Origin of the sequence: Chitinophaga sp. 22620, from assembly GCF_052044405.1 — a bacterium.
In the GTDB taxonomy this organism is placed as follows: Bacteria; Bacteroidota; Bacteroidia; order Chitinophagales; family Chitinophagaceae; genus Chitinophaga.
In genome coordinates, this window is the sequence record NZ_JBQEMV010000001.1 from 2,273,539 (window position 1) to 2,296,749 (window position 23,211).

General features: G+C 53.9%; 22 protein-coding genes. 12 read left to right on the forward strand and 10 right to left on the reverse strand.

All coding sequences use genetic code 11. The annotated features are described in order from the left end of the window. Positions 1–19 precede the first annotated feature (19 nt). Entirely contained in the window at positions 20–1,396 is a 1,377-nt protein-coding gene (mgtE, locus tag ACTJIK_RS09340) for a magnesium transporter (protein ID WP_440646095.1), read from the reverse strand. A 31-nt stretch (positions 1,397–1,427) separates the two neighbouring features. Further along, entirely contained in the window at positions 1,428–2,327 is a 900-nt protein-coding gene (locus tag ACTJIK_RS09345; protein ID WP_440646096.1) for a bestrophin family protein, read from the reverse strand. Between the two features lie 64 nt (positions 2,328–2,391). On the opposite strand from ACTJIK_RS09345, the gene ACTJIK_RS09350 reads away from it, so the two are divergent. From ACTJIK_RS09350 to ACTJIK_RS09385, 8 genes are all read left to right on the forward strand, one after another. Further along, entirely contained in the window at positions 2,392–2,781 is a 390-nt protein-coding gene (locus tag ACTJIK_RS09350) for an SET domain-containing protein (protein WP_440646097.1), read from the forward strand. Between the two features lie 73 nt (positions 2,782–2,854). Further along, positions 2,855–3,361 carry a MarR family winged helix-turn-helix transcriptional regulator gene (locus tag ACTJIK_RS09355; protein WP_440646098.1) on the forward strand — a complete coding sequence of 169 codons (507 nt, stop codon included), beginning with the start codon at positions 2,855–2,857 and terminating at the stop codon, positions 3,359–3,361. Further along, positions 3,358–4,926 carry a histidine ammonia-lyase gene (hutH, locus tag ACTJIK_RS09360; protein WP_440646099.1) on the forward strand — a complete coding sequence of 523 codons (1,569 nt, stop codon included), beginning with the start codon at positions 3,358–3,360 and terminating at the stop codon, positions 4,924–4,926. The genes ACTJIK_RS09355 and hutH overlap by 4 nt, the downstream gene beginning before the upstream one ends. Then, a complete protein-coding gene (hutU, locus tag ACTJIK_RS09365; RefSeq protein ID WP_440646100.1) occupies positions 4,901–6,574 on the forward strand; it encodes a urocanate hydratase in 1,674 nt (557 codons plus the stop codon). Before hutH ends, hutU begins: the two co-directional genes overlap by 26 nt. Positions 6,575–6,597: 23 nt before the next feature. After that, positions 6,598–7,800: an imidazolonepropionase gene (gene hutI / locus ACTJIK_RS09370; protein WP_440646101.1), complete on the forward strand. Its 1,203-nt coding sequence runs from the start codon at positions 6,598–6,600 to the stop codon at positions 7,798–7,800. Positions 7,801–7,822: 22 nt separating this feature from the next. Further along, positions 7,823–8,812: a formimidoylglutamase gene (gene hutG / locus ACTJIK_RS09375; protein WP_440646102.1), complete on the forward strand. Its 990-nt coding sequence runs from the start codon at positions 7,823–7,825 to the stop codon at positions 8,810–8,812. Between the two features lie 18 nt (positions 8,813–8,830). After that, a complete protein-coding gene (locus tag ACTJIK_RS09380) occupies positions 8,831–9,319 on the forward strand; it encodes a metallophosphoesterase family protein (protein ID WP_440646103.1) in 489 nt (162 codons plus the stop codon). A 30-nt stretch (positions 9,320–9,349) separates the two neighbouring features. After that, the gene (locus ACTJIK_RS09385) at positions 9,350–10,408 is read left to right on the forward strand and encodes a DUF4421 domain-containing protein (RefSeq protein WP_440646104.1); all 1,059 of its coding nucleotides are present in this window, start codon (positions 9,350–9,352) and stop codon (positions 10,406–10,408) included. Here ACTJIK_RS09385 and ACTJIK_RS09390 read toward each other — a convergent pair whose 3' ends face one another. Next, positions 10,409–11,038: an HD domain-containing protein gene (locus ACTJIK_RS09390; protein WP_440646105.1), complete on the reverse strand. Its 630-nt coding sequence runs from the start codon at positions 11,036–11,038 to the stop codon at positions 10,409–10,411. It abuts the gene before it with no gap. 318 nt (positions 11,039–11,356) lie between these two features. Next, positions 11,357–13,633 carry an aconitate hydratase gene (locus ACTJIK_RS09395; RefSeq protein ID WP_440646106.1) on the reverse strand — a complete coding sequence of 759 codons (2,277 nt, stop codon included), beginning with the start codon at positions 13,631–13,633 and terminating at the stop codon, positions 11,357–11,359. A gap of 179 nt (positions 13,634–13,812) precedes the next feature. Here ACTJIK_RS09395 and ACTJIK_RS09400 point away from each other — a divergent pair, with 179 nt between their 5' ends. Both ACTJIK_RS09400 and ACTJIK_RS09405 read left to right on the forward strand, forming a co-directional pair. After that, entirely contained in the window at positions 13,813–14,037 is a 225-nt protein-coding gene (locus tag ACTJIK_RS09400) for a PspC domain-containing protein (RefSeq protein ID WP_440646107.1), read from the forward strand. Between the two features lie 118 nt (positions 14,038–14,155). Continuing rightward, positions 14,156–14,962, forward strand: a complete 807-nt coding sequence (locus tag ACTJIK_RS09405) for a DUF4382 domain-containing protein (RefSeq protein WP_440646108.1) — start codon at positions 14,156–14,158, stop codon at positions 14,960–14,962. A gap of 58 nt (positions 14,963–15,020) precedes the next feature. Here ACTJIK_RS09405 and ACTJIK_RS09410 read toward each other — a convergent pair whose 3' ends face one another. Further along, positions 15,021–15,422 carry a hypothetical protein gene (locus ACTJIK_RS09410; RefSeq protein ID WP_440646109.1) on the reverse strand — a complete coding sequence of 134 codons (402 nt, stop codon included), beginning with the start codon at positions 15,420–15,422 and terminating at the stop codon, positions 15,021–15,023. 106 nt (positions 15,423–15,528) lie between these two features. Further along, complete coding sequence (gene kdsA / locus ACTJIK_RS09415; RefSeq protein ID WP_440646110.1) at positions 15,529–16,392, reverse strand: 3-deoxy-8-phosphooctulonate synthase; 864 nt, start codon at positions 16,390–16,392, stop codon at positions 15,529–15,531. A gap of 231 nt (positions 16,393–16,623) precedes the next feature. Here kdsA and ACTJIK_RS09420 point away from each other — a divergent pair, with 231 nt between their 5' ends. Both ACTJIK_RS09420 and ACTJIK_RS09425 read left to right on the forward strand, forming a co-directional pair. Next, positions 16,624–17,580 (forward strand): NAD-dependent epimerase/dehydratase family protein, encoded by a 957-nt coding sequence (locus ACTJIK_RS09420; protein ID WP_440646111.1) that lies wholly within the window; start codon positions 16,624–16,626, stop codon positions 17,578–17,580. Positions 17,581–17,677: 97 nt separating this feature from the next. Beyond that, positions 17,678–19,282: a hypothetical protein gene (locus ACTJIK_RS09425; protein ID WP_440646112.1), complete on the forward strand. Its 1,605-nt coding sequence runs from the start codon at positions 17,678–17,680 to the stop codon at positions 19,280–19,282. Positions 19,283–19,356: 74 nt separating this feature from the next. On the opposite strand, the gene ACTJIK_RS09430 is transcribed toward ACTJIK_RS09425, so the two are convergent. The 4 genes from ACTJIK_RS09430 to ACTJIK_RS09445 form a co-directional block, all read right to left on the reverse strand. Continuing rightward, positions 19,357–20,601 carry a sulfate adenylyltransferase subunit 1 gene (locus ACTJIK_RS09430; protein WP_440646113.1) on the reverse strand — a complete coding sequence of 415 codons (1,245 nt, stop codon included), beginning with the start codon at positions 20,599–20,601 and terminating at the stop codon, positions 19,357–19,359. Positions 20,602–20,624: 23 nt separating this feature from the next. Beyond that, positions 20,625–21,530: a sulfate adenylyltransferase subunit CysD gene (gene cysD / locus ACTJIK_RS09435; protein WP_440646114.1), complete on the reverse strand. Its 906-nt coding sequence runs from the start codon at positions 21,528–21,530 to the stop codon at positions 20,625–20,627. Positions 21,531–21,550: 20 nt separating this feature from the next. Beyond that, entirely contained in the window at positions 21,551–22,240 is a 690-nt protein-coding gene (locus ACTJIK_RS09440) for a phosphoadenylyl-sulfate reductase (protein ID WP_440646115.1), read from the reverse strand. A 492-nt stretch (positions 22,241–22,732) separates the two neighbouring features. Next, positions 22,733–23,149 (reverse strand): RrF2 family transcriptional regulator, encoded by a 417-nt coding sequence (locus tag ACTJIK_RS09445; RefSeq protein WP_440646116.1) that lies wholly within the window; start codon positions 23,147–23,149, stop codon positions 22,733–22,735. Positions 23,150–23,211 lie beyond the last annotated feature (62 nt).

Sequence of the window (23,211 nt, forward strand, 5' to 3'; positions counted from 1 at the left end):
GAACGATCCGGGTTAACCGCTATAATAAGATCCCTTTCAGGAAAACATACGCCACGGTGAAATAGATCAGCAACCCCGTAACGTCCACCAGCGTGGCCACAAAGGGCGCGGAAGAGCTGGCCGGGTCGGCGCCTGCGCGTTTCAGTATCAAAGGCAGCATGGAGCCCGAAAGCGTGCCCCACAGCACTACACCGATCAGGGAAACCCCGAGCGTAAGCCCGATCAGGATGGTATGGTCGCCATAAGTATGAAAGAAAGAATTCCAGACCAGGATGCGGATAAAACCGATCAGCCCCAGCACGCTGCCCAGCATAATGCCAGATAGCAGCTCACGCCGCATCACCCGCCACCAGTCGCTGATGGTAAGCTCCCCGAGGGCCATGGCCTGTATAATGAGCGTGGAAGCCTGTGAGCCGCTATTGCCCCCGCTGGAAATAATAAGCGGGATGAACAGGGCCAGCACCACGGCTTTGGCGATCTCGTCCTCGAAATAGGTCATCACGGAGGCAGTCAGCATTTCCCCGATAAACAATATCACCAGCCAGCCCACGCGCTTTTTGATGAGGCGCATCAGGGGCATGTCCAGGTAAGGTTCGTCCAGCGCTTCGGTACCGCCGATCTTCTGTATGTCTTCTGTATGTTCTTCATTGGCGATCCAGAGGATGTCATCTATCGTCACAATGCCGAGCATCACGCCGTTATCGTCCGTTACGGGCAGGGCCACACGATTTTCGAGCCTGAACACCTGGATGGCCTCTTCCTGGTCGTCGTTCACCTGCAGCGCCACAAAACGGTCGTCCATGAGCGTTTGCACCACGGTGTCGGGCTGCACGAGCAGGAATTCGCGGATCCGGAAGTCGTCCAGCAGCTTGCCTTCATCGTCGATGATATAGATCACGTCGATGGTTTCTGAATCACGGCCGTACATCCGGATATGGCTCAGTACCTGCGATACGGTCCAGTGGCCTTTGGCGGCAATGTAGTCCGGCGTCATGATGCGGCCTACGCTGTTCTCCTTGTAGCCCAGGAGGGAGAGGGTCACTTTCCTTTCTTCGGGGTCCAGCAGTTTGATGAGCTCCTGCACGGCCTGGCTGGGCAGTTCCTGGAGGAAGGAGGTACGGTCGTCAGGCGGCAGCTCGTTGAGCAGCTCGGCTATTTTATGAGCGGGCAGGGCGCGGATGATGTCTTCCTGGGTGGGGAATTCCAATATCCTGAAAGCGGCGGCCGCGCGGCTGAGGGTGAGATGATTGATGATCTCCACCGCGTCGTCGGGCAGTTCATAGATGAGCTCCGCAATGTCTGTAATGAGCTGGTCGTCCAGGAAAGCTTTCAGCTCCCGGTGGTCCTGCTCCTTCATCAATTGTTCAAACCTTTCCAGTAATGCGGTGTTTTCCATAATCTCCTGACTCTTGGGCGAAAATAGGCAATTACAATATCTCCTGTACGTGCTTGCGGATATTGGCGCTGATAGTTTCAGTGGGCAGGTCGTTGGCGTCCTTGCCGAACGGGTCTTCAATTTCTTCGGCGATCAGCTCAAGACTGGCCAGCACGTAGAAGATGAACACCACCATGGGCACCACGAGGTAACCCAGGCCGAACACATATCCCATGGGCAGCGTCATCACATAAAAAAAGATGAACTTCTTCAGGAACACGCTGTAAGAGAAAGGAATAGGCGTATTCTTGATCCGCTCGCAGGCACCGCAGATGTCTGTGAACGATTCCAGCTGTGCGTTGATAACGATCAGCTGTTCGCCGGAGATCACCTGCTGCCGGTACAGTTCATTGGCTTTCTTAAGTATCAGGGTGGCAATATAGTTCGGTATGTGAATGCCCGTGGCCAGCTTTTTTTTGTCTTCCTCGCCCAGGCCTTCCATTTTGCCGGGATGATGTTCTCCCCGCAGATGGTCTTTCATGGCATAGGCATAGTTGGGGATCATGTTGCGGAAAAAAGCCACGGCGGGGTGGCCGGCGGGCAACATCGCCTGGATCTTAATGGCCAGGTTACGGCTGTTGTTCACCAGCAGGCCCCATTGCCTGCGGCCTTCCCACCAGCGGTCGTAAGCCGTATTGGTGCGGAACACCAGCAGCAGCGAGATCACGAAGCCCAGCAGCCCATGCATACTGGTGATATTTTTGATGTGGTCCTTTTCGGAGAGTTTGAATACTTCCAGTTCCAGCCAGGCAATGGCAGTAGAGTAGAGGGCAATGGCAATGAACATCGGGAACAGCTTCTTTACCGTATCTGCCTTATGGATGCGAAAAATAAAGGTGAACCAGTCGCGCGGGTTATAGTTGATCATACCTGCAAAAATAATATCATTCATCGTTATTTTGATAACTGGCAGTATTAGTGTTATTTTACGCCTTCTTTATTATTTAGTGAGTTTTATGATCAAGCCGTACTTGTACATTCAGAAGACCAAAGAAAAAGGCCGTGGTGTTTTCACCAACGAACCCATCCCTGCTGGCACCGTCATCGAAGTTTCCCCCGTGCTCGTATTATCCAATTCGGATACCGGCATCGTGGACAAAACAAAGCTTCACAACTATATCTTCCTGTGGGGTGTAAGGGAAACCCGCTCCTGTATTGCTCTTGGCTTCTGCTCCATCTACAACCACGCCTACGAGCCGAATTGCGAGTATGAAATGGATTTTGACGCCGAAACCATGGCCATCAAAACCCGCCGCGATATCAAAAAGGGCGAGGAGCTCTCCATCAATTACAATGGAGACGTGGAAGACAAATCCGACGTTTGGTTCGATGTTAAGAAAAAATAAACCCTGAAAAATCCGGGCGGTATGTGCCGGATTTCTTAATATTGTAAATTATATAAGCACTTATATAATTTACATGAGCTTCTATCCAAAACTCGGTTACCTGATATTCGGCAGCCGGCTCAGGCGCCTGAGCGAATACTTCCTCGCAGAGGTCAACAAGGTATACGCACAGGCCGGCATCGCCTTCGACGCCAGCTGGTTCCCGCTGTTCTACCTGTTGCAAAGCAAAAGCCAGCTCACCCTCATGGATATTTCCAACGAGCTGGAAGTATCCCACTCCGCCGTCAGCCAGCTGATCACCAATCTCAAAAAGAAAGGGCTGGTAAAGACCAGCCGTTGTGAAGAAGACGGCCGCCGCCAGTGGGTAGTGCTCACCAAAAAAGGCGCCGAGCTGTTGCAGGAAGTGCTGCCCGTATGGAAAGGGATAGAAGCGGCCATGGAAGAGCTCGTATCGGAAAACAAACAAAGCAGTAAAATACTGGAAGCAATAGGCGCGCTGGAACGGGCGGTGGAAAACGATCCGCTGGCCGGGCGCATCATGCGCGCCATGCCCGTCCACACCAAAACAATCCATTCATGAGCCAGGTATTCAAATACGGCGAAGACCGCCTGACGGTAGCCACCGCCCTGGATATAGCAGCAGGGCGCATCCGCGGGGTCATTTCCCCCGCCGTGATGCAGCGCATCAACACCAGCCATGCGTACGTGCAGGCCATTGTGCAGGAGCACAGAACGGTGTATGGTATCAACACGGGCTTCGGGCCTTTGTGCGACACGAAGATATCCGAACAAGACACGCGCGCGCTGCAATACAATATCCTTCAAAGCCATAGCGTAGGCGTGGGCGCGCCCATCCCCGAAGAAGTGGCGCGGCTGATGCTTATTACCAAGGTGCAGGCGCTCGCGCAGGGTTATTCCGGCGTGAACCCCGTTACAATGGAGCGTATCATCTGGCATATCGACGAGCGTATTACGCCGCTGGTGCCGGAGAAGGGAAGCGTAGGCGCTTCGGGCGACCTTGCCCCGCTGTCGCATCTCTTCCTGCCGCTTATCGGCCTGGGAGACGTGTATTACAAAGGCCGCGTATTGCCCATGGCAGAAGTGTTGCAGCTGGAACAAAAGCAGCCGGTGGTGCTGGGCCCGAAGGAAGGGCTCGCGCTGATCAACGGCACACAGTTCATTTTGTCCTTTGCCGTTACGGCCGTGGCCAAGCTGCACAATGCACTGGAAGCGGCGGACATTATCGGCGCGCTTTCGCTGGAAGGGCTCATGGGCACCGCCAAACCCTTCGACCCGCGGCTGCATGCCATACGGCCTTACGCTGGCAACCAGCTCGTAGCCCGGCGGCTGGAAACATTGCTGAAAGGTTCCGAGATCATGGCCTCGCATGCGGATTGCGGCCGCGTTCAGGACCCGTACTCCCTGCGCTGCATCCCGCAGGTGCATGGCGCATCCCGCACCGCCTGGAAGCACCTGCTGGACCTGACTACCATCGAGCTGAACGCGGTAACGGACAATCCTATTATCTTCTCCGAAACAGACACCATCAGCGGCGGAAACTTCCACGGCCAGCCCCTCGCCATTCCCCTGGATTACGCCGCAGTAGCGGCTGCGGAACTGGGCAATATTTCTGACCGGCGCTGTTACATGATGATCGAAGGGCGGTTTGGACTGCCGAAATTACTGATCGAAGATGCGGGCCTGAACTCCGGTTTTATGATCCCGCAATACACTACCGCCGCGCTGGTAACGGAGAACAAAACGTTGTGTTTCCCCGCCAGCGCAGACAGCGTGCCCACTTCGCTGGGGCAGGAAGATCACGTGTCCATGGGTTCCATCAGCGGGCGCAAGCTGGTGCAGATCATTGGCAATCTCGAATACATCCTTGCCATCGAATTGCTGTATGCCACGCAGGCCATAGATTTCAGGAGACCGCTGAAATCCGCACCGGTGCTGGAAGCCTGCCAGCAGTTTGTGCGCAGCAGGGTAAGCTTTGCGCGGAAAGACCGCATCTTCGCCAACGATATCAACGTATTACATAAGGTCGTTGCAGACCAGTCATTTGTACGCGCGGCCAACGATGCCGCTGCGGCTCACCAGATCAATTTAAACGGTTCGTATGAAGAACAATTCCGACTTTCTTAACACCTATGCGGCCCACCCGCATTATAAAGCCCCGCGCGGCACACAGCTGCATGCGCGCAGCTGGCAGACAGAAGCGCCACTGCGCATGCTGCTCAACAACCTGGACCACGAAGTAGCCGAAAACCCGGACGAGCTGGTGGTATACGGCGGCATCGGCCAGGCGGCGCGCAACCGGGAGGCACTACAGCAGATCATTCAAAGCCTGCTCACGCTGGATGAAGAACATTCGCTTTTAGTGCAGTCAGGCAAGCCGGTGGGTATCGTGCGCACACATCCGCAGGCCCCTCGTGTGCTGCTGGCGAACAGCAACCTGGTGCCCAAATGGGCCACCTGGGAACATTTCAACGAACTGCGCGCCAAAGGATTGATGATGTATGGGCAGATGACCGCGGGCAGCTGGATCTACATCGGCACGCAGGGTATTTTGCAGGGCACCTACGAAACCTTTGTGGAATGCGGCCGCCAGCATTTCAACGGCGATCTGAAAGGCAAGCTGCTCGTTACCGCGGGCATCGGCGGGATGGGCGGCGCACAGCCGCTGGCAGCCACCATGGCCGGGGCAACATTCCTCGGCGCGGATGTGGATCCTTCACGTTTGCAGAAACGCATAGATACGAAGTACCTGGACCGGATGACACATTCCTACGAAGAAGCCGTGCAGTGGATCAACGACGCGCAGGCGAAAGGCGAAGCGATCTCGGTGGGCCTGGTGAGCGATGCGGGCGATATGCTGGAAAGGCTGCTGGCAGATAATATCATACCGGACATTCTTACAGACCAGACCTCCGCGCACGACCCGCTTAATGGTTATGTGCCGAACGGCCTCGGTCTTGCCGAAGCCGCGGCGATCCGCAAAAACGATCCTGCGCGATACAAGGAACTGTCACTCAAAAGCATGGCCCGCCACGTAAGATTCATGCTCGAACTGCAAAAGCGCGGCTCCGTTACATTCGACTACGGCAACAACCTGCGCGAGTTTGCAAAGGAAGGAGGGGAAAGCCATGCGTTCGATTTCCCCGGCTTCACGCCCGCCTACATCCGCCCGCTGTTCTGCGAAGGCAAAGGACCGTTCAGATGGGTGGCCCTTTCCGGCGATCCTGAAGATATTTATACAACAGACCGTGCGCTGATGGAAGCTTTTCCTGACAACAAGCCGCTACACAACTGGCTGCAGAAAGCGCAGGAGCGAGTCGCCTTCCAGGGGTTACCCGCCCGCATCTGCTGGCTGGGTATGGGCGAAAGAGAAAAGGCCGGGCTGATCTTCAACGAACTGGTGCGCAGCGGCAAAGTAAAAGCGCCCATCGTGATCGGCCGCGATCACCTGGACTGTGGCTCAGTGGCCTCGCCCAACCGGGAAACGGAAGCTATGAAAGACGGGTCCGACGCGGTTTCCGACTGGACGTTGCTCAACCTCATGAGCAACACGGCCGGCGGCGCCACCTGGGTGTCGTTCCACCACGGCGGCGGCGTGGGCATGGGATATTCGCAACATGCGGGCATGGTGGTGCTGGCGGACGGCACAGACCGTGCGGCCGCCTGCCTGAAACGCGTGCTATACAACGATCCCGCGATGGGGATCTTCCGCCATGCGGACGCCGGTTACGAAAAGGCCCTGGAAGTACGGGATCAGTTCGGGCTGGGGTTATAATGTCAACCTGAAATAACAAGCATATGAAGCTCATAGGCCCATTCATACAGGCGTTACCGTTATCAGGCCTGCCGCTCAAAGGCCCCCTGCAGGATGAAATGCTGGAAGTAGTTGAAGATGCGGGCGTATTGGTGCAGGACGGAAAGCTGCATGCTTACGGCAATTTCAACGAACTGCGCAAGCAGCATCCCGGCGCAGACCTCGAGTTCATGGACGAGCCGCTGGTGCTGCTGCCCGGGTTTACGGACTGCCATACCCACATCTGCTTTGCCGGCAACAGGAGCCGCGACTACGCCATGCGCATCGCCGGTAAATCTTACCTGGACATTGCGCGCGCAGGCGGCGGCATCTGGGATTCCGTTACCAGGACCCGCGGGGCGGACATTACCGAGCTGATTGAAAACACCGTGGCACGGGCCAACCGCCTCATCAAAGACGGGGTGACCACCATTGAAATAAAAAGCGGGTACGGCCTCAACCTTGACACCGAGCTGAACATGCTGCGCGCCATCCGCCAGGCCGGCCTGCACACAAAAGCTTCGCTGGTAAGTACCTGCCTGGCCGCACATATCCGTCCCCGTGACTTTGACGGCGACGAAAAAGCTTACCTGCAATGGATATTGCGCGAGCTGCTGCCTGCCGTGCAGGAAGAGCATTTATGCGAAAGAGTGGATATTTTTATTGAAGAAACGGCCTTCTCCGTAGCCGCTTCCCGGTCGTTCCTGAAAGAAGCCGTGGCAAAAGGTTTCCTGGTTACGGTGCATGCGGACCAGTTCAGCAGCGGCGGTTCGGGCGTTGCGGTGGAAGCGGGGGCTTTATCGGCGGATCATCTGGAAGCTTCTACGGAGCAGGATATACGGCGGCTGGCAGCTTCAGATACCGTAGCCGTTGTATTGCCGGGCGCCTCGCTGGGCCTGGGTATGCATTATGCGCCCGCCCGCAGGCTGCTGGATGCGGGCGCCTGCCTGGCCATTGCCAGCGACTGGAACCCCGGTTCCGCGCCCATGGGCGATCTGCTGATGCAGGCGGCAGTGATGAGCGCGGCGGAAAAATTATCCACCGCCGAAGTGTTCGCGGCGCTTACTTCCCGTGCGGACAAAGCGCTGGGCATTACCCGTAGCGGCGCGGACTTACAGGCTTACCCCTGCCGCGATTACCGCGACGTCCTGTATTACCAGGGAAGAATGAAGCCCGCTTTTGTGTGGAAAGACGGAGAGATAGTGTAACAACTCAAAAAAACAAGCACCTATGACATTGGTATGTTATCAGCCGCCGGCGCCGGGCAGCTGGCAGGGAAGAGTGGATGGGGAGGAGCCGGGCCTGCTTCGCTGGCACCAGGCCGTACAGCCTGCAGACCTGAGCCGGAACCCTTTGCCGCCGCTGGCCGCGGGGCAGAAGGGCATTGCATTCCTGGGCTTCGCTTCAGATGAAGGCGTGCGCAGGAACAAGGGCAGAACCGGCGCGGCAGACGGGCCGGCCGCTTTACGGAAGGCCTGTTCCAGCTTTCCCGTGCACTTCAGCGGGCATATTCTGGCCGATGCGGGAACCATTACCTGCGAAGACGGCCAGCTCGAAATGTCGCAGGAAGCGTTGGCAGCCACGGTGAATCATATACTGGAAGCCGGTTACCTGCCGGTGGTCTTCGGCGGCGGGCACGAAGTGGCATATGGGCACGAAAAAGGCATCCGCCGTTTTTTCAACGGCCAGCAGACCGGCATTATCAACTTCGACGCGCATTTCGATATAAGGGAGCCTGATGAGAACGGCCCCAGCTCCGGTACCGGCTTCTGGCAAATAGCGCAGGAGCGCCATGGGGAGGGAATTCCCTTTCATTACCTCGCGTTGGGCATCCAGCGGAACAGTAACACGCCGAAGCTGTTCCAGGCCGCGGAAAGTTTTGGCGCGGATCACCTGCCCGCCTCGTTGTTCCAGCAGAAGTACCACGACCAGCTGACCGGCGCCATCCAGGCGTTCATCCAACGGACGGACCGCATCTACCTCACCACCTGCCTCGACGTATTTGCCGCGCCCTATGCGCCCGGCGTAAGCGCCACCGCCTACAACGGCCTCGTGCCCGACGCGCTTTTCCTGGACTGTTTCAGAACCGTGTTGCGGAGCGGCAAGCTGGCCGGCACAGACATCGCCGAACTGAACCCTTCCCTGGACCAGGACCAGCGTACGGCAAAGCTCGCGGCGTCGCTGGTGTTCGAGGTGGTGATGAACTATTTTACAAGATAGTTTTTCTACATTCGCAGGATGAAGATCGGTTTGATGTCTGACACGCATGGGTACCTCCATCCGAAAGTGTTCCATTATTTTGAAAACGTAGACCAGGTATGGCATGCCGGCGATATCGGCAACACCGAGCTGGCGGACCAGCTGGAGGCCTTTAAGCCTTTCAGGGCCGTGTACGGCAATATCGACGGGCATGAGCTGAGAGCGCGCTATCCCGAACATGCGCTGTTCGTTTGTGAAGGCGTGAGGGTGTGGATGACACATATCGGGGGATATCCTCCCAGGTACACGCCCGAAATAAAACCATACATCCGGCAGAAGCAGCCGAAACTCTTTATCAGCGGGCATTCCCATATTCTCAAAGTAATTCCCGATCCGGCATTACAATTGTTACATATTAATCCCGGCGCCTGCGGGAAGCAGGGCTGGCATAAAGTAAAAACGCTCGTGCGCTTCGACCTGCTGAACGGAGACATCAAGAATCTTGAAGTGATCGAATTGCCGGACTGATCGTATATTTAAAGGACCTACAGACTGTTTATGAAATTACCCGTATTTGCATCGATAGGGATCCTATTGTTCTGTTCAGGCGCCGTGAAGGCCCAGGACCATCCTATTCTTGAATGGCTGCGTACGGACAATGACAGCAATTACGTGGAGGACCATGCGAACGACCTCACCGTGAGGCTGCTGGGCTCCCGCAAATACACTTACTGGAACATACGGGACAAAGAAATCGACGAAGTGGTGCATTACCGCCCCAATGCCAACAACAACGTGGGTTTCGGTTTTAATTACAAATGGCTGGGAGTCAATTTCGCCTTTAACCTTCCTTTCATTAACGATGATGATGATAAATACGGCAAAACAAAATTCCTGGATCTTCAGTCGCACCTATACCTGCGCAAGCTGGCTGTGGATTTCTACGGGCAGTACTACGAAGGGTTTTACGAGGCTGAGGCGGCTAAGAGAGTGAGCAACGCCATTGCCCAACGGGCGCTTTCCTTCCGGCCGGACATCATTAACCGCGACCTCGGCCTGAATGTGCAGTACATTTTCAACGACAAACGTTTCTCTTACCGCGCCGCATTTCTTCAGAACGAATACCAGAAAAAAAGCGCCGGCTCTTTCCTTGCAGGCGCTGAAATATTCATATGGGAAATGCGGGGGGATTCCGCCCTGGCGCCCCCAGAGGCATTGGCAGACGGCTTTTACGACGGTCTTCCCTTCACCCGCACCTCACAATTAAGCCTTGCCGTAAACGCCGGTTACGCCTACACGCTGGTGATCGCGAAACATTTCTTCGTGACGGCTTCACTGACCGGCAGCGCCGGCGCCAACCGTACCGTTTTCCGCTTCAACGGCGCCCGTCCCCGTGAAAGCGGTTTCAACTGGCAGCTCAATAACACGGTAAGGTTTGCCGCAGGGTATAATTCCAGCTATTATTATTTCGGTGTGCATTATACGGATATGGCTACACTCGGAGGAACGCCCGTGCCCCGCACCAACCAGACGTTCGGGACAGGCAACCTGCGCCTCAGCATTGTAAAGCGTTTCAAATTAAAGAAAACCATTCTGCCTGGGATTTTCGGCCGCTGATCAAAGCGACTCCAGCTCTCTTTCAAGGTTCTCCCTTGCCTTTAATTCATACTTTTCGCGGAAAATGGAAGTGCGGTAAATGCCCGGCTGCGCCAGGAAGTGCTGCAATACTCTTTTGCGCCCCCTGCGGTACATGAAGCCGGGATAGATGTCGAATTCTTTCCTGATCTGTTTCGTATAGGCGTCATAGCGGTCCGGCAGCGCGCCAAGGATGTGCAGGTCGAAGTCCAGCAGGAAATCCAGGTCGGGATCCGCCAGCGGGTTCTGGTGGCCTGCGGTGGCGAGAATGAAGCGGTAGACCTTCTGTGTTTTATCTTCCGGGTAACCGATCTTCGTGAGGTAGGCGGCGGCTTCTTCGGCGCTTTTCAGTTCATTGTCCTTCCGCGTTACCCGGTATATGAGGTCATGGAAATAAATGGCGTAGATCATACTGTCGTTGTCCATGATCATGGGCGCGTATTGTTGTTGGAAGCAGATAAGATCGCTGAGATGCCCGGTGTTATGGTAGTAACGGCCGCTGGCGCCGTATTGACGGATGATCCTGTCAATAGCGGGCCCGGATGTATTGTAATCCGCTGTGCTGCGCTCAGAAAGCAGCATCCAGTAGTTTTTGATCTCGTCTATCTGCATACTGGCACAATGGGGATGAAGGTGAGCGTATAGGGAATGATTTTGCAAATAGTGGGCCAGAGAAGGGATTTACAGCGCTGTTCCCGAGAGACTTTAACATATGATTATGATAAAGAAGTTATCCCGGCGGGCGGTATGGTTGCTCCATGGTTATTTGGCTGGAAGTCCCGTTCCTGCTGTTTTTTTACCATATTATCCCGAGCCTTATTACCTGCAATTACCAGTCCATTGCCAAATTCAGGAAGTAACGGTACCGTACAAACGAAAACAGGCCGTTCCTTACGGAACAGCCTGTTTCAATATCTGAATTAAATCTGCTTAATTCTGTTTTGCAGCTGCAAACTGGGCGCGGATCACGTTGAGCGCACCGCCTGCTTTGAACCATTCGATCTGTTGTTCATTGTAGGTGTGGTTCACGGTGATAGCGTCCTGCGTGCCGTTCTTGTGGTTCAGCACCACGGTGAGCGGCTTGCCGGGAACGAATTCGGTGAGGCCCAGGATGTCGACGCTGTCATCTTCCTGGATCTTTTCGTAATCGTCCTTATCGTTGAAAGTGAGCGCCAGCATACCCTGTTTTTTCAGGTTGGTTTCGTGGATACGTGCGAAAGATTTCACCAGTATCGCGCGAACGCCGAGGTGGCGGGGCTCCATAGCTGCGTGTTCGCGGCTGGATCCTTCACCGTAGTTCTCATCGCCCACTACCACAGAACCGATGCCCGCGGCTTTGTAATCGCGCTGTGTGGCGGGAACGGCGCCGTATTCGCCGGTCAGCTGGTTCTTAACGGTATCTGTTTTGTCGTTGTACGCGTTCACCGCGCCAATGAGCATGTTGTTGGAGATATTGTCCAGGTGGCCGCGGTATTTCAGCCAGGGGCCTGCCATGGAAATGTGGTCCGTGGTGCACTTGCCTTTTGCTTTGATGAGCAGTTTCAGGCCTTTCAGGTCAACGCCTTCCCATGCAGAGAACGGCGCCAGCAGCTGCAGGCGGTCTGAAGTGGGCGATACGATCACCTGTACGCCGCTGCCGTCTTCAGCAGGAGCCTGGTAACCGGCATCTTTCACGTCGAAACCTTTGGGAGGAAGTTCAAAACCGGTGGGTTCATCCAGCTTCACATCTTCTCCGTTCACGTTCTTCAGCGTGTCCGTCAGCGGGTTGAAGGACAGGCTGCCGGCGATAGCCAGCGCGGTCACGATCTCGGGAGAGGCAACAAACGCGTGGGTAGAGGCGAGGCCGTCGTTACGTTTGGCGAAGTTGCGGTTGAAAGAGGTGATGATGGAGTTCTTGCGGTTGGGATCGTCGATGTGACGGGCCCATTGACCGATACAGGGGCCGCAGGCGTTTGCCAGCACCACACCGCCGATCTGGTCGAATGTATCCAGCAGCCCGTCTCTTTCGATGGTATAACGTACCAGCTCAGAACCGGGAGTGATGGTGAATTCTGACTGAACCTTCAGTTGTTTATCGATCGCCTGTTTGGCCAGGGAGGCTGAACGGCTGATGTCTTCGTAAGAGGAGTTGGTGCAGGAACCGATCAGGGCTACCTCCAGCTTTTCGGGCCAGTTGTTTTCCTTTACTGCCTGCGCGAATTTGGAGATCGGCCAAGCCAGGTCCGGCGTAAAAGGACCGTTCACATAAGGCTCCAGTTCGTCCAGGTTGATCTCGATCACCTGGTCGTAGAATTTGGAGGGATCTGCGTATACGGCTTCGTCAGGACGGAGGTGTTCCCTTACGCCATCTGCCAGGGCGGCTACTTCCGCACGGCTGGTGATCTTCAGGTAGTCGCTCATCTTGGTGTCGTAAGCAAATACAGAGCAGGTAGCGCCGATCTCGGCACCCATGTTACAGATGGTGCCTTTACCGGTGGCGCTCAGGTTGTCTGCCCCTTCGCCGAAGTATTCCACGATGCAGCCTGTACCGCCTTTAACGGTGAGGATGCCCGCTACGCGGAGGATCACGTCTTTGGCAGAAGCCCATCCGCTGAGCTTGCCGGTCAGCTTCACACCGATCAGCTTGGGCATTTTCAGTTCCCATGCCAGGCCGGCCATTACGTCTACCGCGTCCGCGCCGCCCACACCGATGGCAAGCATGCCCAGACCGCCCGCGTTGGGGGTATGGGAGTCCGTACCGATCATCAGGCCGCCGGGGAACGCATAGTTCTCCAGCACCACCTGGTGAATGATACCCGCGCCGGGTTTCCAGAAACCGATGCCGTATTTATCAGAAATTGAAGCGAGAAAATCGTAAACTTCCTTGTTGGTGTCGATAGCGGTAGCAAGGTCCTCAGCAGCGCCCGTTTTCGCCTGGATCAGGTGATCGCAGTGAACGGTAGAAGGAACCGCCACGGATGCGCGGCCGCAGGTCATGAATTGCAAAAGGGCCATCTGCGCTGTCGCATCCTGCATGGCAACACGGTCCGGGGCAAATTCCACGTAGGATTTGCCTCTTTCAAAAGATGTAGCGGCAGGAGCGTACAGGTGAGCATATAAGATCTTTTCAGCCAGTGTAAGCGGGCGACCTAACAGTTTACGGGTAGCTTCCACTTTACCCGGCAGTGCCGCATACAATTTTTTAATCATGTCGATATCAAACACCATGGAAATAAATAATTTAAGAGCTATTACGTTAAAAATTGCACGGCGAAGTTAATCATTTTCGTAAAGTTTTTAAAGTTAAGCCTGAGGCCCAAAGCGTAGAATTGTTTTGTTATTTACCCAGATTTGGAATAAATTTGACATATGAGACTGAGCATGCGAGGTCTCCCTGCAAATAACGAATGATGAACAAGATCAAAGACTTTGTGGAATGGAAGGCTTTCGGCGTTTGTACCGCCCTGGGAAATAAACTCGGCATCGCAACCTCACGGATCCGGATATTTTTCATTTATGCCACTTTTCTCGCGATGGGTTCCCCCCTCATCGTGTATATGATCCTTGCATTCTGGATGAACATCAAGAATTATATTATGAACGCACGCCGCAATCCCCTGCGTTATCTCTAACGGTGCCAGCTACTTATACACATTTTTAGAAAAAATAATCTGTTCATTAAACTTTTCATGGAAGTCCCCATCTAACTTGTAAGTGCGTGCACGAGAAATGCAAACCATAAACAAGTATATGATGACAATCAAATTGAAAAACCTGGCCCTGGGCGCAGTTGTGCTCGGGAGTCTTGCAAGCTTTTCATCCTGCAACAAGAACGATGGCAACGGTTCAGAAACAGCCCGGCTGCAAATTGCATTGACCGACGATCCGGGAGACTACAAAGAAGTATGGATCGATGTAAAAGAGATCCGGTTCAACATTTCCGATGCGGATGACCAGAACTGGACGCCCCTGGCGGGCGTAAAAGCCGGCATGTACAACCTGCTGGACCTGGTGAACGACAAAGATACGCTGCTGGCGGATGCCGAGATTCCTTCCGGCAAACTGAGCCAGATCCGCCTGGTGTTGGGAGACAACAATTACATTATTACCAATCGCGGGGAAAAACTGATGCTGACCACTCCCAGCGCACAGCAGTCCGGCCTCAAGCTGAACATCCACCAGCCTGTTGTAGGCGGTATTATCAACAAGCTCACGCTCGATTTTGATGTGGCCAAATCCATTGTAGAAGCGGGGAACAGCGGCAAATACATCCTGAAACCGGTGATCCGCACCGTGTTGACGGCGGTAGGCGGCAACCTCAAAGGATTTGTGCTGCCCGATTCGGTGCAGACGGCTGTGATAGCCATCCAGGGGCCGGATACGATTGCCAGCACCTATACGGCTGCCGGCGGTTATACCATCCGCGGGCTGGAAGCAGGTACTTACTCCCTGCATTATATTCCTACTGATACACTGTTCAAAAAGTTCGTGAAAGACGGGGTGACCGTTTCCCTTGGTCAGGTGACCACCGTGGATACGATCAGGTTGCAGAAGTGATTGATTTCCGGTTAGAAAAAAAGCCGTCCTGGTATCCGGGGCGGCTTTTTAATTCGTTTTATTCAAGATGAAAGAGCGTCATGCCCTGGTAGTGATTCTGCAGTTCATGCACCATTAAGCTGCCCGCGATGTTCCGGGTCTCGTCCCGGTAATGGAGGATGGTATGAGGTTGTTCCCCGTCCTGCAGCAGCACAGTGAAAGGGCCGCGTACCCACGCCTGGCCGCTGCCGTTGATGGGCGCTTCTTCCGTTTTTTTGAACTTGAGCTTCTCGAGCTGTTCATCCGTGAGGGGGATGGGGAAAAGGTCTTCAGGGCCGTACCAGTTATCCTGGCCCGCCTGGTTCAATACACATGCCTGGTTTGCCGGAAGGTCCAGCTCCAGTACTTTGCCTTCGGACAATTGTTCTTCGAACTTCGCCAGCACAATATCACCTGCTTTTAATTGATGCAAATTAATCATGGTGCTATTTTTAGTGTGGTATGAATTTACTGGAAAATCGTCAGATTTAAAAACGCAAAAAGGCAGAACCATTGCTGGTCCTGCCTTGTTATGAATGCATTTTTCCTTATTGTTTCACCACTACTTCGCGGATGCGCACCAGCTGTTCCAGCAAGGGTTCCAGCAGGTCCAGCTGCAGCATGTTGGCGCCGTCGGACTTCGCGCAGGAAGGGTCCGGATGGGTTTCTATGAACAAACCATCCGCGCCGGTAGCAATGGCCGCCTTGGCGATGGTGCCGATCATTTTGGGATTGCCTCCGGTAACGCCGCCGGGCTGGTTGGGTTGCTGCAGCGAGTGCGTGCAGTCCATCACCACGGGCACATTGTGGCCTTTCATGATGGGAATGTTGCGGTAGTCCACCACCAGGTCCTGGTAACCGAAAGTGGTGCCCCTTTCCGTCAGCAGCACATGTTTGTTGCCCGCCTGCTGTATTTTTTCAACGGCAAACTTCATGGATTCGCCGCTGAGGAACTGTCCTTTTTTCACATTCACAAATTTGCCGGTATCCGCGGCGGCCACCAGGATGTCCGTTTGGCGGCAGAGGAATGCGGGGATCTGCAGCACATCCACGTAAGCGGCAGCCATAGCGGCTTCCGCGGCAGAGTGGATATCGGAGGTAACAGGGAGGTTGAAGGTTTGCCCGACCTTTTGCAGGAGGTCCAGCCCTTCCACGTCGCCGATGCCGGTGAAGGAATTAACGCTGGTACGGTTGGCCTTGCGGTACGATGCTTTGAATACGTAAGGAATATTAAGCCTTTTGCAGATCGCGGAAACTTTTTCCGCTATGCCCATCACCAGGTCTTCGTCTTCGATCACGCAGGGGCCTGCGATAAGAAAGAAGTTTTCAGGATTGTATTGTTCTTTGAACAGTGCTTTTAAAGTATTAGCCATCAGTGCTGTTTTGTCTTTTTTGTTTGTCGGATAACCCATGATCCGGGGTTTATTTGTTCCCTGCCGGCCCTTTTTATTCACCGGGTAGAACCCGTTCCAGGTTTTTATGGCGCAAAATTAGCGTATTTCCGGTTAAGGCTGATGGGCAGGTTACGAATCCGAACAGCAATGGGTTCAAATTGTTATTGTATTGTCATTGTTTGCAGTGGCAATTCAGGTAATATTGCGACTTGAAATTAAATTTGAGCACAAATCTATACAACCTCCCATATGAAGAAAGATAAGATCCTGGTAATTGGCGCATGCGGACAGATAGGCGTGGAACTGACGCTCGCCCTGCGTAAAATGTATGGCGATAACAATGTAGTTGCATCAGACCTCCGCGAGGAGCACGAGCTGCTGAAAGGCACCGGCCCCTATGTGTCGCTGGATGTGATGAACAAGGAAATGCTGCATGTGCTCGTGATCCGCCACAACATTACCCAGGTCTATCTCCTGGCCGCCATCCTGAGCGCCACCGGCGAAAAGAACCCGCTGCTGGCCTGGCATATCAATATGGCCAGCTTGCTGAATGTGCTGGATATCGCGAAGGAAGAAGGGCTGGACAAGATCTACTGGCCCAGCTCCATCGCCGTATTCGGACCCAACAGCCCCCGCCAGGAAACGCCCCAGCACACGATCATCGAGCCCACCACCATTTACGGGATCAGCAAGTTCGCCGGCGAGCGCTGGTGCGAATATTATAACACCCGCTATGGCATAGACGTACGCAGCCTGCGTTACCCCGGCCTCATCAGCTACAAGTCGGCCCCGGGCGGCGGTACAACGGACTATGCGGTGGAGATCTACCACGATGCGCTGGAAGAAGGGTCCTACAAATGTTTCCTGAAAGAAGATACCTATCTGCCCATGATGTACATGCCCGACGCCATCCGTGCCACCATCGAGCTGATGGAGGCAGACAGCGCGCGCATCAAGGTACGTTCCGCTTATAATCTTTCCGGTATGAGCTTCTCCCCGAAAGAGATCGCCGCTGCCATCAAAGAACATATCCCCACTTTCACCATCAGCTACGAACCGGATTACCGCCAGCAGATCGCGGACGGATGGCCGCAAAGCATTGATGATGAGCTCGCAGGGCAGGACTGGGGCTGGAAACCCGAGTTCGATCTGCCGAAAATGACGGCAGATATGCTCAAAAACCTGAAAACGCAGAAAGGGATGTGATATCAACTTCTTTTTATACCAAAGCCTTCCCAACCGGAAGGCTTTTTTTATATCAAATGTATGGTGATTTTTATATATATTTACAGCATACATCCCTATGAAACCGATGAGAAAAACCACTATCCTGTACCTCCTGGCATGGTTCGCCATTCCCGCGCATGCCCAGTTTACCACCGTGGCCGAAAGCCCGGCGTTCCAGGAGCCGGAAGACGGTTCCGCCCGCATCCTCCAGCTGAAGAACGGCAATACGCTATTCCTGCATTACACCGCCCGCCAGGGCCTCGCCATACAGCTATTCGATTCTGCCCACCGGCGGATAGATACGCTGCCTTCCGTCATCAATTGGGCCTCTTATAAAAATGGCAACCTCGACGCTGCTTTTGAAGCCGGTGGCAACGCAGCCCTGTTCATCAGCGACCGTACGCAGAAACATCCCGTTATGCGGCGGCTCACCGTCAACGGACATACCGGGCAGTTGCAGGAAGATTCGGTGATCGCCGACCTGGACAAGGTGAATCTTCGTAAAAAGAAAGTGAACACGGCCTCGGACTTCCTCGTCATCAAAGACCCCTGGAGCGAAAGTTATGCCGTGTGGATGTATTTTAATACGGACGAAGAAGCGGACGGCGGCTACCAGATCGTGCATTTCGGGGCGGGGCACCGCGAGATCAGCCGCGCGCGGTTCCGGAATTTTGACAATGAAGTGCCTTTCCAATATTGGGATATGGCGGTGATCGGCGAGGAGCAGCTTTGCATATTGGGCATGGAAGAACATAGAACCGTGGATAAGGACAGTACGGTGATGAAGCTCGCCACCCTCGAAAAAGGGAAGATATTCTTTTCTTTCCACGACCTGAAATTCCCGAAAGGTTTGAATACGGTGGGCGGATTCATCAAATACAACCCGCATACGGGCCAGCTTTTACTGATGCAGGCGGTAAAGGACGATGAAAAGAAAACTTCCAGGACCACCACCTACCTGGCCACCGTGAAGCTGCACAGCATGAATGTTTCTTATTCAAAAGAGATCTATCTCGATAAAGTGAACCGCAAAAGCCTGGAAGTATTCGGCCCGAAGGAAGAATACGCCGGCGTGCCGCAGAATATTTTCATCAAGCACGACGGGTCTTATGCCATCGTATTCGAGGAGCTGGACAACCACGTGCGCATGATGAACAACACGCCCACCGTGGTGAGCACCGTGCTGGCCAATGTGGCGGTGGTGGATTTTAACGCGGAAGGCAAGGAGCTGAACAGCTGGATGATCCCCAAGCGGCAGATCAACCAGGGCGTGATCATGAAACCTTTTTACCTGAAGAACCGCGAGAACGTGCAGGAAAAGCTGAACTGGAACGACCGGTATAAATTTTTCACCTACATCCCGGGTTACATCCTTATCAACGACCTGGACGAGAAACACAAGCTGCTGGAACGCGGCAAACAGCCTGCCATCAGGGAGATCAGCAACTGTCAGGGGTATTTTTACCAGCTGGAAGGAGAGGAGACCATCCCCGGGCGCAACCTGGTGTTTGCGCCGGAAGACAGGCAGGTGGCCATGTTTTCCATTGCAGACTACGATGCGGGGAAACGCAGGCTGGTAACGCTGAAGCGCATACCGGAAAGCAGGAAGGATGTGAAGCTGGTGTGGCTGGACGTTGCAGAGCCGGAGAAACCTGAAACCCGTATGGCCAAGGGGAATTGACTTTACAGGCGATGTAAAAAAGTAAAGCCGGGCAATGCTGCACCGGCTTTTTTATTTTAGTTGACAGATGGTCCTTAATCTATGAATCCAACGGCTACGGTGGCGTTGCTGAATTCGTCCACCAGGATGAACGTGCCGTTAGCCGGGTTTATTGCGTACGGGTCCGCAAACACAGGCTGGGCGGTCTTCAGCGAAATGCGCCCGATGTCGTTCAGGCCCATGTCCGCTTTTTCTTCCGTACGGTTGGTGGTTACCTCGGTTACGCCCAGTATCTGCTGCACTTTCGCTTTAATGCGGTTGGCGCCGTGCTGGAGCAGGTAGGTTTTCCCGGGCGTCAGTTTCTGCTGGTCCATCCAGCATATTTGCGCGATGAAGTCCTTGCGGCCTTCGGGAACCCTGCCTGGCGTGGCGAGTATGTTTCCGCGGCTGATATCGATCTCGTCTTCCAGCGTGATCACCACACTGTCTCCGGCATGCGCCGCAGGCAGCTGCTGCTCAAACTTTTCGATGCTTTTTATTTTACTGCGCTGGCCGTTGTGCAGGGAAACGATCTCTTCGCCTACGTGTAAGCTGCCGCTGGCAACTTTACCTGCAAAGCCGCGGAAGTCGTGGTACTGCTCGGTTTTCGGGCGGATCACGTATTGCACGGGGAAACGCGCGGGATGCTGGCGGTCGTCTTCATCGAAAGTGATCTTCTCAAGGTATTCCAGCAGGGGCAGGCCTTTGTACCAGCTGATCTTTTCGGTGCTGGTCACCACGTTTTCGCCGTACAGGCTGCTCATGGGAACGATCTTCACTTCTTTTCCCTCGTAGAAAGAACCTTTCAGCAGCTGCTGGAAATCTTCCGTGATCTGGTTGTAACGCGCTTCGTCGTAATCCACCAGGTCCATTTTATTGATGCACACCACCAGGTGCGGGATGCGCAGCATGCAGGCGATGAAGAAGTGGCGATAGGTTTGCTCCACGATACCTTTGCGCGCATCGATGAGGATGAGCGAAACCTGGGAGGTGGAAGCGCCGGTCACCATGTTGCGGGTGTATTCAAAGTGGCCGGGCGTATCGGCGATGATGTATTTGCGGTTGGGCGTGGAAAAATAGATATGCGCCACGTCGATGGTGATGCCTTGCTCGCGTTCGGCGATCAGGCCGTCGGTGAGCAGGGAGAGATCGGTGAAATCAAGCCCCTTGCGTTTGCTGGCCGCGGTGAGCGCTTCCATTTTATCCTGGGTGATGGATTTGGTGTCGAACAGGAGGCGCCCGATGAGGGTGCTTTTTCCATCATCTACACTACCGGAGGTGGTTATACGTAAAACGTCCATGTTGTCAAAAAAATTCGTGGTGATTAAAAGTATCCGGCCTGTTTGCGTTTTTCCATCGCGGCTTCGGAACGTTTGTCGTCTATCCTCGCGCCCCTTTCGGATATCTTGGCGGCAAGTATTTCCGTGATAATGTCTTCCAGCTTGTCTGCTTCAGACAATACGGCAGCGGTACAGGTCATGTCGCCCACGGTGCGGAAGCGTACTTTGGTGCGGAAGGGCACTTCTTCTTCGGTCGTGTTCAGGAATTCTGAATAAGGCCAGTACATCCCGTCGCGCTCAATGATCTCACGCTCGTGGGAGAAATAGATGGAAGGGATGGCAAGTTCTTCTTCGCGGATATAATTCCACACATCCAGCTCTGTCCAGTTGGAAATGGGGAATACACGCACGTTTTCGCCGATATTGATCTTCCCGTTCAGGTGGTCGAACAGTTCGGGGCGTTGTATTTTGGCGTTCCACTGGCCAAATTCGTCGCGCACGGAAAAGATCCTTTCCTTGGCGCGGGCTTTTTCTTCATCGCGCCTTGCGCCGCCGATGCAGGCGTCGAACTTCAGCTCTTCGATAGCATCCAGCAGGGTAACGGTTTGAAGCGCGTTGCGGGAGGCGTATTTGCCGGTTTCTTCCTTTACTTTTCCCTGGTTGATGCTGTCCTGCACATTCCGTACGATCAGCTCCAGGCCGAGGGATTCCACGAGCCAGTCGCGGAACTGGATGGTTTCGGGGAAGTTATGGCCGGTGTCTACATGCAGCAGGGGAAAGGGGATCTTTCCCGGGTGAAAGGCTTTCTGGGCCAGGCGTACGAGGGTGATAGAGTCTTTGCCGCCGGAAAAAAGGATGGCGGGCTTTTCAAACTGCGCAGCGGTTTCGCGGAGGATGTAGATGGCCTCATCTTCCAGGGCCCGCGGGAATTGCCATTGAATACTACTCATTATCTTGCTATTATACTTGATCAACTACTGTGTAAGCCGCATTCTTTTTTCGATGTTTCCCACCACCAGCGGCCGGCGCGGGGATGTTCCCCCGGTTCTATGGCACGGGTGCAGGGTGCGCAGCCGATGCTGATAAAACCTTTGTCGTGCAGTTTGTTGTACGGCACATTGTGTTCTTTCAGGTATGCCATCATTTCATCGAAGGTCCAGTGGATGAGCGGGTTGTATTTCCACAACTGCCTGCTTTCATCCCACTCCAGCGCGGGCATATCCTGGCGGTTCTCGCTCTGTTCGGCGCGCAGGCCGGTGATCCAGACCTTTGTGCCTTGCAGGGCGCGGTTGAGGGGAACTACTTTACGGATGTGGCAGCATTCCTTGCGGTTTTCCACCGATTCGTAAAAGCTGTTAGGGCCTTTTTCCTTTACCAGGGCTTCTACGGCCGCGGTTTCCGGGAAGTACACCTCGAAATGTTGTTTGTAGCGGGCGAGGGTGAGGTCCATCAGGTCATAGGTTTCCTGGAAGAGGCGGCCGGTGTCCAGCGTGAACACGCGCACCGGCAGCTGGTTGCGCCAGATGATGTCTGCCAGCACCTGGTCTTCCTGACCGAATGAAGTGGAAAAAGCGACTGCGCCGGGGAATTCTTCTGTTAATATGCGTATTCCTGCTGCAATATCCTTTTGTTGGGCCACCAGCCCTGCTAAATCTTTCATAAAACTTCCTCTCGTTGCCTGACAGCAAAAATACATAAAACCTATAAAAAAGATGGACTAAAATAAGCGTGTGGGGAAAATTATTGGAGAAGCGAAAAAACGGGGAAGGTACAAATTGAAAACCAGGCTGTTAGCAGGCAGTTGTAAAAAGAAGAGCCCCGGATCCGGGGCTCTTGCAACTTTCCTGGGGAACGTTATCATCAAACTCTCTGAAATGCGATTTTAAAAAAAGTATACGCGTTAACAAGGGTAGGGGCCGGGCCGCTATTTCCTGTGCAACAGGTATACCTGGTAAGGTGATTTTCCAGGTGTATCAGTACCTAGTACGTTGGTAGACACAAAGTTATGGGAGTTGAAACCGCTTTACAATACCTAGTTATAAGTATTTTTAAAACGGGCTCCATTAACATTTGACGAGGTTTGGAAACCTTCATTAACAAAAAAAGGGAAAGACCCATGGCCTTTCCCTGCTTATAAACCCATATAACGATGTTAATCCCTGGTCAGAATGTCTTTAAGGGATTTGTTTTCCAGTAATTTAAGGGTGGCGTCCCTTACCCTGCTCATCACTTCGTGAAGGCCGCAAACCGCTTCGTCTTTACAGTTCTCGCAGCGTTCGTAGTAGTTGAGGCTCACGCACGGCAGCAGGGCGATAGGACCGTCCAGCAGGCGGATGATGCGCGCCAGCGGGATCTCCTTCGGCGTGCGCATGAGGTAATAACCGCCTCCCTTGCCTTTTTTGCTTCCTAAAATACCGGCGTTCTTCAATTCAAGCAGTATATTTTCCAGGAATTTAATGGAAATGCTCTTCTCAGCCGCGATCTCAGAGATCAGGATAGGGCCTTTGTCAACATTTTCCGCCAGGTAAATTAATGCGTGGAACGCATATTGTGTTTTTTTAGACAACATAGTCGTTGATGCTCCTTATTTTTTGCACTCCCAAAACACAAATATAACAAAAAGCTGCCGTT

Coding starts and splice junctions, on each gene's coding strand:
- mgtE (WP_440646095.1), bottom strand. CDS start 1,396: ATGGAAAACACCGCATTACTGGAAAGGTTTGAACAATTGATGAAGGAG.
- ACTJIK_RS09345 (WP_440646096.1), bottom strand. CDS start 2,327: ATGAATGATATTATTTTTGCAGGTATGATCAACTATAACCCGCGCGAC.
- ACTJIK_RS09350 (WP_440646097.1), top strand. CDS start 2,392: ATGATCAAGCCGTACTTGTACATTCAGAAGACCAAAGAAAAAGGCCGT.
- ACTJIK_RS09355 (WP_440646098.1), top strand. CDS start 2,855: ATGAGCTTCTATCCAAAACTCGGTTACCTGATATTCGGCAGCCGGCTC.
- hutH (WP_440646099.1), top strand. CDS start 3,358: ATGAGCCAGGTATTCAAATACGGCGAAGACCGCCTGACGGTAGCCACC.
- hutU (WP_440646100.1), top strand. CDS start 4,901: ATGAAGAACAATTCCGACTTTCTTAACACCTATGCGGCCCACCCGCAT.
- hutI (WP_440646101.1), top strand. CDS start 6,598: ATGAAGCTCATAGGCCCATTCATACAGGCGTTACCGTTATCAGGCCTG.
- hutG (WP_440646102.1), top strand. CDS start 7,823: ATGACATTGGTATGTTATCAGCCGCCGGCGCCGGGCAGCTGGCAGGGA.
- ACTJIK_RS09380 (WP_440646103.1), top strand. CDS start 8,831: ATGAAGATCGGTTTGATGTCTGACACGCATGGGTACCTCCATCCGAAA.
- ACTJIK_RS09385 (WP_440646104.1), top strand. CDS start 9,350: ATGAAATTACCCGTATTTGCATCGATAGGGATCCTATTGTTCTGTTCA.
- ACTJIK_RS09390 (WP_440646105.1), bottom strand. CDS start 11,038: ATGCAGATAGACGAGATCAAAAACTACTGGATGCTGCTTTCTGAGCGC.
- ACTJIK_RS09395 (WP_440646106.1), bottom strand. CDS start 13,633: ATGGTGTTTGATATCGACATGATTAAAAAATTGTATGCGGCACTGCCG.
- ACTJIK_RS09400 (WP_440646107.1), top strand. CDS start 13,813: ATGATGAACAAGATCAAAGACTTTGTGGAATGGAAGGCTTTCGGCGTT.
- ACTJIK_RS09405 (WP_440646108.1), top strand. CDS start 14,156: ATGATGACAATCAAATTGAAAAACCTGGCCCTGGGCGCAGTTGTGCTC.
- ACTJIK_RS09410 (WP_440646109.1), bottom strand. CDS start 15,422: ATGATTAATTTGCATCAATTAAAAGCAGGTGATATTGTGCTGGCGAAG.
- kdsA (WP_440646110.1), bottom strand. CDS start 16,392: ATGGGTTATCCGACAAACAAAAAAGACAAAACAGCACTGATGGCTAAT.
- ACTJIK_RS09420 (WP_440646111.1), top strand. CDS start 16,624: ATGAAGAAAGATAAGATCCTGGTAATTGGCGCATGCGGACAGATAGGC.
- ACTJIK_RS09425 (WP_440646112.1), top strand. CDS start 17,678: ATGAAACCGATGAGAAAAACCACTATCCTGTACCTCCTGGCATGGTTC.
- ACTJIK_RS09430 (WP_440646113.1), bottom strand. CDS start 20,601: ATGGACGTTTTACGTATAACCACCTCCGGTAGTGTAGATGATGGAAAA.
- cysD (WP_440646114.1), bottom strand. CDS start 21,530: ATGAGTAGTATTCAATGGCAATTCCCGCGGGCCCTGGAAGATGAGGCC.
- ACTJIK_RS09440 (WP_440646115.1), bottom strand. CDS start 22,240: ATGAAAGATTTAGCAGGGCTGGTGGCCCAACAAAAGGATATTGCAGCA.
- ACTJIK_RS09445 (WP_440646116.1), bottom strand. CDS start 23,149: ATGTTGTCTAAAAAAACACAATATGCGTTCCACGCATTAATTTACCTG.